Annotated in this window: 16 protein-coding genes; all 16 read left to right on the top strand. The window is 32.2% G+C overall.

All coding sequences use genetic code 11. From position 1 onward, the window contains the following. The first annotated feature begins 2 nt into the window (after positions 1–2). The 16 genes from fliG (at position 3) to fliP (ending at position 12,514) form a co-directional block, all read left to right on the top strand. Positions 3–1,037: a flagellar motor switch protein FliG gene (gene fliG / locus DB313_RS01490; RefSeq protein ID WP_120104097.1), complete on the top strand. Its 1,035-nt coding sequence runs from the start codon at positions 3–5 to the stop codon at positions 1,035–1,037. A 14-nt stretch (positions 1,038–1,051) separates the two neighbouring features. After that, on the top strand, positions 1,052–1,963 hold the full coding sequence (gene fliH / locus DB313_RS01485; protein WP_120104096.1) for a flagellar assembly protein FliH: 912 nt from the start codon (positions 1,052–1,054) through the stop codon (positions 1,961–1,963). Between the two features lie 22 nt (positions 1,964–1,985). Beyond that, the gene (locus DB313_RS01480) at positions 1,986–3,293 is read left to right on the top strand and encodes a FliI/YscN family ATPase (protein ID WP_120104095.1); all 1,308 of its coding nucleotides are present in this window, start codon (positions 1,986–1,988) and stop codon (positions 3,291–3,293) included. Continuing rightward, the gene (locus DB313_RS01475) at positions 3,290–3,721 is read left to right on the top strand and encodes a flagellar protein FlbA (protein ID WP_120104094.1); all 432 of its coding nucleotides are present in this window, start codon (positions 3,290–3,292) and stop codon (positions 3,719–3,721) included. The genes DB313_RS01480 and DB313_RS01475 overlap by 4 nt, the downstream gene beginning before the upstream one ends. After that, complete coding sequence (locus tag DB313_RS01470; RefSeq protein ID WP_120104093.1) at positions 3,714–4,328, top strand: periplasmic-type flagellar collar protein FlbB; 615 nt, start codon at positions 3,714–3,716, stop codon at positions 4,326–4,328. The genes DB313_RS01475 and DB313_RS01470 overlap by 8 nt, the downstream gene beginning before the upstream one ends. 3 nt (positions 4,329–4,331) lie before the next feature. Then, positions 4,332–5,504, top strand: a complete 1,173-nt coding sequence (locus DB313_RS01465; RefSeq protein WP_120104092.1) for a flagellar hook-length control protein FliK — start codon at positions 4,332–4,334, stop codon at positions 5,502–5,504. Between the two features lie 40 nt (positions 5,505–5,544). Next, positions 5,545–5,949, top strand: coding sequence for a flagellar hook assembly protein FlgD (gene flgD / locus DB313_RS01460; RefSeq protein ID WP_420808987.1), 405 nt, complete (start codon positions 5,545–5,547; stop codon positions 5,947–5,949). 4 nt (positions 5,950–5,953) lie between these two features. Then, on the top strand, positions 5,954–7,282 hold the full coding sequence (gene flgE, locus DB313_RS01455; protein WP_120104090.1) for a flagellar hook protein FlgE: 1,329 nt from the start codon (positions 5,954–5,956) through the stop codon (positions 7,280–7,282). 11 nt (positions 7,283–7,293) lie between these two features. Beyond that, on the top strand, positions 7,294–7,515 hold the full coding sequence (locus tag DB313_RS01450; RefSeq protein ID WP_120104089.1) for a flagellar FlbD family protein: 222 nt from the start codon (positions 7,294–7,296) through the stop codon (positions 7,513–7,515). Then, positions 7,512–8,294 (top strand): motility protein A, encoded by a 783-nt coding sequence (locus tag DB313_RS01445; RefSeq protein WP_120104088.1) that lies wholly within the window; start codon positions 7,512–7,514, stop codon positions 8,292–8,294. Before DB313_RS01450 ends, DB313_RS01445 begins: the two co-directional genes overlap by 4 nt. After that, on the top strand, positions 8,294–9,076 hold the full coding sequence (gene motB, locus DB313_RS01440) for a flagellar motor protein MotB (protein WP_120104087.1): 783 nt from the start codon (positions 8,294–8,296) through the stop codon (positions 9,074–9,076). Before DB313_RS01445 ends, motB begins: the two co-directional genes overlap by 1 nt. A 37-nt stretch (positions 9,077–9,113) precedes the next feature. After that, positions 9,114–9,644 carry a flagellar basal body-associated protein FliL gene (fliL, locus tag DB313_RS01435; protein ID WP_120104086.1) on the top strand — a complete coding sequence of 177 codons (531 nt, stop codon included), beginning with the start codon at positions 9,114–9,116 and terminating at the stop codon, positions 9,642–9,644. Between the two features lie 17 nt (positions 9,645–9,661). Next, positions 9,662–10,720, top strand: coding sequence for a flagellar motor switch protein FliM (fliM, locus tag DB313_RS01430; RefSeq protein ID WP_120104085.1), 1,059 nt, complete (start codon positions 9,662–9,664; stop codon positions 10,718–10,720). Between the two features lie 44 nt (positions 10,721–10,764). Further along, entirely contained in the window at positions 10,765–11,106 is a 342-nt protein-coding gene (fliN, locus tag DB313_RS01425) for a flagellar motor switch protein FliN (protein ID WP_120104084.1), read from the top strand. Positions 11,107–11,182: 76 nt separating this feature from the next. Next, a complete protein-coding gene (locus DB313_RS01420; protein WP_238614509.1) occupies positions 11,183–11,740 on the top strand; it encodes a flagellar biosynthesis protein FliZ in 558 nt (185 codons plus the stop codon). A 9-nt stretch (positions 11,741–11,749) separates the two neighbouring features. After that, positions 11,750–12,514 carry a flagellar type III secretion system pore protein FliP gene (fliP, locus tag DB313_RS01415; RefSeq protein WP_120104082.1) on the top strand — a complete coding sequence of 255 codons (765 nt, stop codon included), beginning with the start codon at positions 11,750–11,752 and terminating at the stop codon, positions 12,512–12,514. The last annotated feature ends 7 nt before the right edge of the window (positions 12,515–12,521 follow it).

Here is a 12,521-nt window from a genome sequence, read left to right as displayed (position 1 = left end):
TTATGGAAGATAGAAATGAAAAAGACACGCTTGATATATCTACTTTAACGGGGAAACAGAAAGCAGCTATTTTATTGGTTTCAGTAGGTTCAGAGATTTCATCTAAGGTTTTTAAGTATCTCTCTCAGGAGGAGATAGAGTCTTTAACCTTTGAGATAGCAAAACTTGATACTATTACTTCTGAACTTAAAGATAGTGTTCTTTTGGAATTTAAAGAATTGATGATGGCTCAAGAATTTATTCAAAAGGGTGGAATAGATTATGCTAGGGAGCTTCTTGAAAAATCTCTTGGTACTCAAAAGGCTGTCGATATTATTAATAATTTGGGGTCTGCTTTACAGTCAAGACCTTTTGAATTTATTAGAAGAGCAGATCCTGCTAATATTTTAAATTTTATACAACAGGAACATCCACAAACAATTGCTCTAATACTTTCATATCTTGATCCTCAAAAAGCTTCATTTATTTTATCAAGTCTTCCTACTGAAATACAGACTAATGTTGCAAGAAGGATTGCATTGATGGATAGAACTTCTCCGGAAGTGGTAAGGGAAGTTGAGAGGGTACTTGAGAAAAAGTTGGCCTCTTTATCTTCAGAAGATTATACTTCAGCTGGTGGTGTTGATAATGTTGTTGAGATAATTAATATGGCGGATAGAAAGACAGAGAAATTTATTATTGAGTCTCTTGAAGAGGAAGATCCTGAACTTGCCGAAGAAATAAAGAAAAAGATGTTTGTGTTTGAAGATATTGTTCTTCTTGATGATAGGTCAATACAAAGAGTTTTAAGAGAAATAGATGGGCAAGAATTGGCAAAGGCTTTAAAATCCGTTGATGTTCCTGTTCAGGAAAAGATTTTTAAAAATATGTCCAAAAGAGCTGCTGGAATGCTTAAAGAAGATATGGAATTTTTGGGGCCTACTAGACGTAAGGATGTTGAAGAATCTCAGCAAAAGATTGTTTCTTTGATTAGGAAATTGGAGGAGCAGGGTGAAATAGTGATTTCTAGAGGCGGTGAAGAAGATGTGCTTGTTTAGTAAAGGAGTTTTACTTGCCTAAGATTTTATATAAATCAAAAGAAATTACAAATGTAGTAAAGTTGGAATTTGTTGAGATTGCGAATCCTATTTTTGAATCTTTGGAAATTAGAAAAAAAGAAAATGAAGTTTTTGATATAGATAATCAGGTTGTTAGTCTTAGGAATGAACTTGAAATTTTAATGGACAAGAGAGTAAAACTTCAAGAAGAGCTTGATAATGGACGTGAGCTTGCTAGGAAGGAAATAGAAGAAGAATCTGCTAGGATTCTTAGAGAAGCTAGGGAGCAGGCTAGTAAAATAGTGGATTTAGCTAATGAGAGATCCGAAGTTTTGCAAAGAGAAGCTGAGGGTAAAAAAGAGGCAATAGAGAGAGAGTCTAATCTTGAAATTGAAAAAATAGTAAAAGAGTATGAAGATAGGTTGAAGAATGAACTTGAGGTTGCAACTACTATGGGAAGAAAAGAAGGATATGAAGCAGGCTTTAGTAAGGGTTGTGAAGATTTTGATAGGTTATTAGGCAAATTAAATAGTATGATAGCGTCTTTAGTTGCAAAGAGGAGAGAAATTCTTGAATCTTCAGGGGATCAGATAATGAAGCTTGTCATGCAGATTGCAGTTAAAGTGGTTAAAAAAATTGTAGACACTCAAAAGAATGTTGTCATAGAAAATGTGAATGAAGCTTTAAGAAAAATAAAAAATAAAACAAATATTATTATTCGAGTTAATCTTGATGATGTAGATATTGTTAGACATGAGAAGAATGAGTTCATTTCTAAGTTTAATTTTATAGAACATTTAGAAGTTATTGAGGATGTAAATATAGGAAAGGGTGGTTGTGTTATTGAAACGGATTTTGGAGAAATTGATGCACGTATTTCATCTCAGCTTGATAGGATAGAAGAAAGACTTAAGAATTTTTCTTAAGTCTTTCTTCTTGGGAATATTAATGGACGATTTCTTTGAGAGTTATTCAAAAGTATTAGATAATGTGGAGCCTATATCTCTTGTTGGGAAGATAAAGAAGATTAAGGGTCTTTTAGTTGAGAGTTTGGGTCCAAAATGTGGGATAGGGGATTTATGCCTGATTGAGCAGAGAAATGGGAAAAAAATATATGCTGAAGTATTGGGTTTTAATGGATCTTTGGTTAGTCTTATGGCTTATGAAGGTTTTGATGGTATTGAGGTTGGAGATAAGGTTTATTCTTTAAATAAAAGACCTCAGATTAATCTTAGTGATGAACTGCTTGGAAGGGTGATTGATTCGCTTGGTAGACCTATTGATAATAAGGGGCAGTTTTTTTGTAAGCATTATAAAGAAATAGGCTTTAGGAGAATTAATCCCCTAAGCAGAGGCGTTTTTTCTGAACAAATAAGTACTGGAGTAAGGGTTCTTGATGGATTTTTACCAATTGCAAAGGGGCAGCGTGTAGGTATTTTCTCTGGTGCTGGGGTGGGTAAATCTACTTTGCTTGGTATGATTGCTAAGCATTCAAAGGCGGATGTTAATGTTATTGCATTTATTGGAGAGAGGGGGCGTGAGCTTAATGAATTTATTAAGTATGAGCTAGGAGAAGAGCGTTTAAAAAAAAGTGTTTTGGTTGTATCAACTTCTGATGAATCTCCTATTTCAAGATATAAGGGTGCTTATACTGCGACATTAATAGCTGAGCATTTTAGAGATAAAGGTTTAGATGTTATTTTACTATTTGATTCAATTACAAGATTTGCAAGTGCAAAAAGAGAAATAGGTCTTTCTATGGGGGAACCACCTACAGCTAAGGGCTATCCTCCTTCTGTTTTTGTAGAAATCCCTATTTTGCTTGAGCGTTCAGGTCTTAATGGTAAGGGTAGTATCACAGGGTTTTATACTGTTCTTGTTGAGGGTGATGACTTTACAGAACCCATAGCTGATAGTATGAAGGCTATTTTGGACGGACATATCATTTTGGATAGGGATTTGTCTGATAGAGGAGTTTATCCTTCTATTAACATTTTAAGTTCTACTTCAAGGTCTCTTCATAGGATAGTAAATTTTGAAAAACAGAAATTAATATCTAAAATTAGAAATTTATTGTCAGTTTATAAAAATTATGAAGATTTGATTAAGACAGGAATTTATCTTAAGGGGTCTAATAAAGAGGTTGATTTAGCAATTTCAAAATACCCAAAGATTATTGATTTTGTGTCTCAGGGAATGCAAGAAGAATTTGATTTTGAAAATTTAGATAATGAGATAAGAGAAATATTAGCTTGAGTGATTTAATATTTAAAAAGAAGAAATTTGAAAAAATATTAGTTGTTAAAACTTATGATAAGAAATTTAGTGAAATTAATTTAATGAATATAAATGATAATATTTCAAAAATAGAAAAGTTTATTGATGAAGTTCCTAATTGTGTAAAGGAATTAAACAATGTAGATATTCTTTGTAAGGGGAATTATTTGGATTATTTAAATTTTAAAAAGAAAGAAGAATTAAAAAAGCTTGTAAAATTGAAGAATGAATATAATAAGCATTATGATACTTATTTAGAAAAGTATAAAGAAGAAAAGAAGGTCAAAATATTAATAAAAATTTTAAATGATACTATAATTAAGGGAAAAGAAAAAAAAGAAAGTTCATTTTTAGATGAATATGTTAACTATGAAATTTGTAGAAAATTAGGGAATAGTAATGAGTAGTGTTTTGTCATTCTTATCTAGACTATGTTTATGGCTTTTTTTGATTGTTTTTTTCATGGGACTTTCATTTTTTTTGATTGATTTATTTGGAATATATAGAACTAGAGATTATTTTCCACTGTATGTAAAGAATTTATTTTTTAGTGAAAATATGCAACCTTTTGAGGATACACATATTAGTCTTGATGAAATTAGAATGATAAAGGAAAGAGAAGCTATTGATATTAAGAGCCAACAAGTTGAAAAGTTAAGAGAGGAATTAAAGGAAAGAGAAGATAGTTTGAATAAGCTTGAAGCCGAACTGAATCAAAAGCAAAGAGATTTAGATTTAAAACAGAAGGTGATTGATGATATTGTTAACAAGTATAAAGATGAGGACGCAAATTTTGTACAGTCTGCTCTATATTTAATGAATATGCCACCAGAAGATGCGGTTAGAAGGCTTGAGGAACTTAATGATGAGATTGCAATATCTTATATACGTAAGGTAGAAGATGTTTCTAAAAAGGAGGGACGTGCATCTATTGTTCCTTATTGGTTATCTCTTATGGATGCTAAGAAAGCTGCTGTATTGATGAGAAAGATGTCTGTTGGTTCGTTGGAGTGATTTATGGATAATTTAAGTAAGGTTGTTTCAAATAATTTTAACTTATTGAGTAAAGACTTAGGTTTGGTAAATTTAGATGGTCTTTTGGATAAAGGACGTAAAGGTGGATTTTTGGATCTTATTTTTTCAGAAATGAAAGGTGTATCTAAAATTAGAGGTTCTGTTTTAGATTTTTTGAGATTTTTAAAAGGCAATGGCCTTATAGATAAGAAATTTAAAAAGATGTCTTTAGATAAGACTTTTGCTTTTGAAAAACTTAGTGATGCTGGTTTTATGTCTGATTTGAAATCTTTAGTAAAAAAGATGGGTAATTTATCGGGTTTTGAAAATTTTAGAGCTTTGGGTGAAAATTTGTCTGGTGATAGACTTATTAATCAGAAGGAAATAATAAAGGGTATTGAAAATTTTCTGTCTGAGATTAATGTTTTGTTTGGAAACATGAATTCTCTTTTGGGTTTTGATATCGTACGCGTAGATCTTGATTCTAGTTATAATGAATTGGATCTTGAAAAAAGAGATAAGGAAAAGAATATTATTAATATTGATGTTAAGAATTTTAAGAGAAATGATGGTGTACGGGAATTGTTTAATGTAGAGGCTAGGTTTAGAGTAGTTGATAATGAAAATTCTGTTAATAAATATAATATTAAAGAAGCATTTGATGGAATGGGAGAATTTGTTGGTGATCTTTATAGTTCTGACACAGTAAAATACAATAAAGAATCTTTTATTGGTAATATTAATGATAACTTAATGTCAGAGTGGAATTTAAAGGTTAATCACAATATTGTGGATAAGGCTAAGATTGTGTTAAAATCGAATGATACAGGAGAGATTAGATTGATTTTAAAGCCTAGAGAGCTTGGTAGCATACGAATTAATTTAAATCTTGATTCTAATAATAATTTATTTGGTAGGATAATAGTTGATAATCAAAATGTTAGAGCTCTTTTTGAGCAAAATATGTATTCAATCAGCAAAATGTTAGATGATAATGGGTTTAATACTAGTTTGAGTCTTTCTCTTGCGGGTAGTGATTCTGGATTTTTTTCTGGTTATTTTAAAGATCAAGGTGAGGGACGAGGGTTTTCTTTTGATGAGAGCAAAATATTTAAACTTGAAGATGATGTTGAAATTTCTGGTGATTTAGAAAAAAGTATTAATTTTATTGTTTGATGGAGGGTAAGTGAATACAATTGAAAATATTTCTAGCTTAATTAATGTAGGTAGGGTCAAAGAGGCTTCTAATGCTAGTGTAGAGAGAGGGTCTAAAGGCGCTAATCTTGGTAGGGATGATTTTTTAAAACTTCTTATTACTCAACTTAGATATCAGGATCCTACAGATCCGATGAAAGATAAAGAGTTTATTGCTCAGATGGCACAATTTTCTGCTCTTGAGCAAATGACAAATATGAGTAAATCTTTTGAAAAGCTATCCTCTTCGCTTTCTATAAATAGAGATTTAGATTTATTAGGTAAGATAGTTGAATTTGAACATGTTGATGGAGAGATTATTAAGGGCAAGGTAACAAATATTAAGGCAGGAGTAAATCCGAAAATTATGGTAGATGGAAAATATTATGCTTATGAAAATATTTTGTCAATAGGTTTGGAGGAGTAATTGTATGATGAGATCTTTATATTCTGGTGTTTCTGGTCTTCAGAATCATCAAACTAGGATGGATGTTGTTGGTAATAATATTGCAAATGTGAATACAATTGGCTTTAAAAAGGGAAGAGTTAATTTTCAAGATATGATATCTCAGAGTATTTCTGGGGCATCTCGTCCTACTGAGGGGCGGGGTGGTACTAATCCTAAGCAGGTTGGGCTTGGTATGAGTGTTGCTACAGTGGATACGATTCATACTCAAGGATCTTTTCAAAGTACTCAGAAGGCTTCTGACCTTGGAGTTAGTGGTAATGGATTCTTTATTTTAAGAGAAGGCAATAATTCTTTTTATACAAGAGCTGGTGCGTTTGATATTGATTCTGAACGCAATCTTGTAAATCCTGCAAATGGAATGAGGATTCAAGGATGGATGGCAAGGACTATTGGAGGACAACAGGTTATTAATACATCTTCTGATGTTGAAGATTTAGTTATTCCTATTGGAGACAAAGAAGGGGCTAAGGCTACTGAGTATATTACTTTTGCCTGCAATCTTGACAAGAGGTTACCTATAATTGAAGAAGGTTCTAGTGAATTGGATGTTGCTCGTGGAACTTGGGTTGTTAATAAGACGGTTTATGATGGATTTGGGAATACTAGTATTGTGGAGCTTAGAGTTGTAAAGGATCCAGCTACTCCTAATGCATGGAATGCTACAGTTTTAGTGAATGGAGAGGAGAATTCTAACTTTTCAATAGGCTTTAATAATGAGGGTGCATTACTTTCTTTAAATGGTCAAGTGGGGCAGGTAGGAGATTTGCTTGAATTTCCTATAACATTTGGTGTTCCTGGTGCTAATGTTGGCGAGGCTGGGGAAGTGCAAACTGTTAATTTTAGACTTGGAAATGTTGGTAGTTATACTAATTCAATTACTCAATTTGCTGATGCAAGCACAACAAAGGCTATTGTTCAGGATGGATATGGAATGGGCTATATGGAAAATTATGAAATAGATCAAAATGGAGTCATAACAGGAGTTTATTCAAATGGTATTAGAAGAGATATTGGAAAGATTGCTCTTGCGTCATTTATTAATCCTGGAGGACTTGCTAAAGCGGGTGATACTAATTTTATTGAGACAAGTAATTCAGGTCAGGTTAGAATAGGTGAAACTGGGTTTGCAGGTCTTGGTACTATTAGGGCGGGAGTCTTAGAGATGGCTAATGTTGATCTTGCGGAACAATTTACAGATATGATCGTTACACAGAGAGGGTTTCAAGCTAATGCTAAGACTATTACTACTTCAGATCAGTTATTACAGGAACTTGTAAGACTTAAGGCATAGTGTTTTGATGTATGATTTATGTAACTAAATTAAATGGAGATGGTTATTACTTAAATCCTTATCATATTGAGAGTATTGAGGCTAATCCCGATACTACGATTCTTCTGATGAATGGTAAGAAATTAGTTGTAAAAGAAAATATAGAAGAGGTGGTAGATAGAATTAAAATGTATAGAAGAGAGGTTGCTTTTTTAGGTAAAGTTACACAAGAGGATGAGGGAGTTGGGTTATGAATTTGGCTAGTATACTTGGGTGGGGAGTTGGATTTGGAGCTATTTTAATTTCTATGGCATTTACTCCAACAGGATTAGGGGTTTTTTGGGATTTAAGTTCTGTATTTATTACGGTTGTTGGTTCTTTTTCTGCACTTATGGCTTCTTCAGAAATTATTGCTGTTAAGAAAATACCTACTTATTTAGGCTTTTTCTTTAAAAAGAGTTCTTTTGCTAAGGCGTCTAACATAAAGACTTTAGTAGAGCTTTCAGAAAAAGCTAGGAAAGAGGGGCTTTTATCTCTTGATGATGAACTTGAACAAATTAATGATCCATTTTTTAAGTCTGGAATGAGACTTGTTGTTGATGGTGCTGACCCTGAAATAATTAGAACTATGCTTTATCTTGAACTAGATCAAATGCAGGAGAGACACAAGATGGGTGCTAATCTTTTTGGAACTTGGGCAAAGCTTGCTCCTGCTTTTGGAATGACAGGTACGCTTATTGGACTTATAGCTCTTCTTGGAAATTTAGAAGATAAGTCAGCTCTGGGTTCTTCTATGGCTGTTGCTCTTATTACAACTCTTTATGGTACAATAATGGCAAATTTGATGTTTATTCCTGTTCAAATTAAGTTAGAATCTATAGATAATGAAGAGACGGCAGTGAAAACGATGATAGTTGAAGGTATTTTATCAATTCAGGCAGGGGATAATCCTAGAATTTTGGAGCAAAAGTTAGTGACATTCTTGACGCCTAAGGATAGAAATCAGGTTGGAAGTGTTCTTGGAGGTGAATGATGGCATTGAGGACTAAGAAGCGTTCAAAATGTGAAGAGGGTGCTCCTGATTATATGTTAACATATGGGGATATGGTTACCTTGTTGCTTGTTTTTTTTGTTACTATGTTTTCATTAAATGATGTTATTTTTAAAGAAAACATATTAAAGATAATGTCAGCTTCATTTACAGGTTCCGGATTTTTTAAAGGTGGAAAGACTTTAGATATAGATAAACTTTCTTATTTGAGTAATAGTTTTATGTCTTTACCTTCTACTGCTAAAAATAAACAAGCTTCTCAGACAGCTAGAAATAAGTCTATGATTGAATTTATTGAAAAAATTCAGTCTAAGAGTGTTATTGTTAGGCGTCTTGAACGAGGGGTTATTGTATCTCTTTTAGCAGATACTTTTTTTGATACAGCTAGTGCTGAAGTTAAGCTTGATGGAAATAGAGAGACTATACAAAAAATAGCATCTTTTATTGGTTTCCTAGATGAGCAAGGATATAATTTTAAGATTGAAGGACATACGGATAATATTGATACTGGTATAAATGAAATTTGGAAGAGTAATTGGGAGCTTTCAGCGGCAAGGGCAGTAAATATGCTAGAGCAGATTTTGAACTACACTGATCAGTCTAGGATAGCAAATATTGAGAATAAATTTGAGGTATCTGGGTTGGCAGGTAGCAGACCAATTGCTACAGATGATACACCTGAGGGTAGAGCTTATAACAGAAGAATAGATATTTTAATTACTAGTGATTCTTCTTTAAGTACTACTAAGGGTATTAATCAATAATAAGTTAGAATGAAGGAAGAAATTTATAGGAGGGAATATGCCTGAGAATAATGATGAGAATATGGATGTTGGGAGTGATGGGAAAAAAAGTGCTTTATTACCAGATATTATAATAAAAATTTTGCAAATAATAGCAATAGGATTATTTACTGTTGTTATTATGATTATAGTTTCTTATTTTGTATCTAAGATGGTAGTAAGTCAAAGTGGAGCACCTAATGAATTTCCAATTTTTTCTAATGAATATTTAGGAAAACCTCCTATGCTTATATGGTATGAGAGCATAGATGAGATTAGGGGAACTACTCTTGATACTCCTCCTAAAACTTTTGTAATAAAACTTGCTTTGGGATATGCTGAGAATAATGTAAATATTTTAAATGAACTTGGAAGACAAAAAGTAAGGTTAAAAGATATTATTAGAGAATATTTTAGTCAAAGGACAGCACAAGAGATAAAAAATGAGAGTCAGATTAAAGCAGAAATTAAGGCTAGGATTAATAGTGTTCTTAGAAATGGTGAAATAAAAGAGATTGCATTAACACAAATTGATATATTTGATATGTAATTTTAAGAGGAATTTTAATGGCGAGTAATCCAGGAGCATTGTCTCAAGATGATATAGATAGTCTTTTAGAGTCTATTAATTCATCTGATAGTTTATCATCGGATGATACACTTTCTAATGTTATATCTAGCCCTATGGGCAAGAAACAGAAGGTTAAAATTTATGATTTTAAGAGACCGGATAAGTTTTCAAAAGAACAAGTTAGAACAGTATCAAGTTTTCATGAGGCATTTGCAAGGTATACTACAACTTCTTTGTCTGCTCTTTTAAGGAAAATGGTACATGTACATGTGGCTTCAGTTGATCAGTTGACTTATGAAGAATTTATTAGGTCTATTCCAAATCCTACTACTTTAGCGATAATCAATATGGATCCTTTAAAGGGTTCTGCTATATTTGAAGTTGATCCTACTATTGCATTTGCAATAGTTGACAGACTTTTTGGTGGTGATGGGGATACTATTAAGGATAAGAGTAGAGACTTGACGGAAATAGAGCAATCTGTAATGGAGAGTGTTATTATTCGTATACTTGCTAATATGAGAGAAGCTTGGTCTCAGGTCGTTGACCTTAGGCCTCGGTTTGGTCATATAGAGGTCAATCCTCAGTTTGCCCAAATAGTGCCTCCAACAGAGATGATTATTTTGGTAACTCTTGAGGTTAAGATAGGTAAAGTTGAGGGACTTATGAACTTTTGCTTGCCTTATATTACAATAGAGCCTATTGTTTCTAAGCTTTCAACAAGATATTGGCATTCTTTAATTGGAGTGGGTACTACTAGTGAGAATCTTGATGCATTAAGAGAAAGACTTGAAAATACAAATATGCCTTTAATAGCGGAAATGGGAGAGGTTAAACTAAAGGTAAGAGAAATATTGTCTTTGGAAAAGGGAGATGTTATTAATCTTGAAAATTCTCCAATAAATAAAGATTTGAGTTTAAAGGTAGGGACTAAACAGAAGTTTAAATGTAGAATGGGTCTGGTAGGAAATAAGATTTCTGTTCAGGTTACGGAGAAGGTTGGTGATATAAAAGATTTTGATTTATTAAAAGAACTTACAGAAGAGATTGAATAGTTTATAATAAATAGTATTATTAAGTTCGTGGAAAGAGGTAATTTATGGGTGTAGATGAGAATGATTTTAGAGAAGAAAAGCCTGAAATAAAGGGTGTTAAGCTTCCTGATTTGATTGATACCTTGCCAGAAGGTGTTGACCCTAGTAATTTTGGACTTTTAATGGATGTGTCTATGCAAGTTACTGTTGAACTTGGTAGAACGGAGAGAAAGATTAAGGACATACTTGGTATGTCTGAGGGTACGATTATTACGCTTGATAAGCTTGCGGGTGAACCTGTAGATATTTTGGTAAATGGAAAGGCGGTAGCTAAAGGAGAAGTTGTTGTAATTGATGAGAATTTTGGAGTTAGAATTACTGAAATAATTAAAATTAAAAATGACTAAGTGCTTATTTAAGTTTTTGTTTTTGATTTTTCTTTTGTTTTCTAAAAATTTATTTGCTCAGGGAGAGGAAGTTAATTTGGATATTGTTTCTTCTGGGCTGGAAAATGAGGCTGATTTACCTATATTTGGAGATGATGAGTCTAAGCTGAATAGTGACGATATACAAAATATATCTCTTTTCAATATGACGGATTTAGTTAAGATATTATTGTTTCTGTCTTTTTTTATCTTTTTTATCTTTTTATTTAAGAAAATGATTTTTAATCATAAGAGAGTAAAGAATGATAGAAAATTAGATTTTATAAGAGAGCTTGCTTTTTATGAAATAGATAATAAAAATTCCATAAGAATTATTAATATACTAGGCAATGTTTATGTATTTTTGGTGTCTGCTAATTCTTCTGTTTTATTAAGAGAAATAAGACAAGGTGAAGAATTAAACAATTTGGAATTTGAACTTGTTAAGGATAAAGATCTGAGTAGTGAAAATTCTTTTAAAACGATAATTAATAAGGTGTTGCATAAGAGTAGGGAAGAAGATGAAGAATCACTTGATAAGGATGATTATACTGACCTAGAAAAAGATATTGAGACTTCTTTAAAGAGTAAGCAAGATAGACTTAAAAAGTTTTAGAGGTTGTTTTTGAAAAATAAATTAATTCTTTTTTTGTTTTTTGGAGTTGCAAATTTTTTATTTGCACAGACTAAATCTTTGCAGACTACTACTGGCCTAAATTTTCCGTTTGTTGATTTTGGAAATTCTGCAGGTGGGGGTTTAGTATTTCCTTTACAGCTTTTATTGATATTGACTATAATAACTCTATCTCCAGCTTTCTTGGTCTTAATGACTTCATTTTTAAGAATAGCAATAGTATTGGATTTTATAAGAAGAGCGTTATCTCTTCAGCAATCTCCTCCAAATCAGGTAATAATGGGATTAGCTTTGTTCTTAACTCTTTTTACAATGTGGCCAACTTTTAACATAATATACAAGAATGCGTATGTACCCCTTAAGGATTCCAAAATAACTTTTCATGAATTTTATGATAAAGGAATTGCTCCACTTAGGAATTTTATGTATAAACAGATGTCTAATGGTAGACATGAAGAGATTAGATTATTTATGAGTATGAGTAATTATGCAAAGCCTAAAAATTTTAGTGAGGTTCCAACTCATGTTTTGATTGCGTCTTTTGTTTTGCACGAATTGAAAGTTGCTTTTAAAATGGGAATTTTAATATTTTTGCCATTCATAGTGATAGATATTATTGTAGCTTCGGTCTTAATGGCAATGGGGATGATAATGTTGCCTCCTGTAATGATCTCTTTGCCATTTAAACTTATTCTTTTTGTCATGGTAGACGGTTGGACTTTAATTACGGGGGGGCTTATTAAAAGCTTCATGTGAGGGTTAA

It is taken from the genome of Borrelia turcica IST7, assembly GCF_003606285.1.
GTDB lineage: Bacteria > Spirochaetota > Spirochaetia > Borreliales > Borreliaceae > Borrelia > Borrelia turcica.
This window is presented reverse-complemented; position numbering and strand designations above follow the sequence as displayed.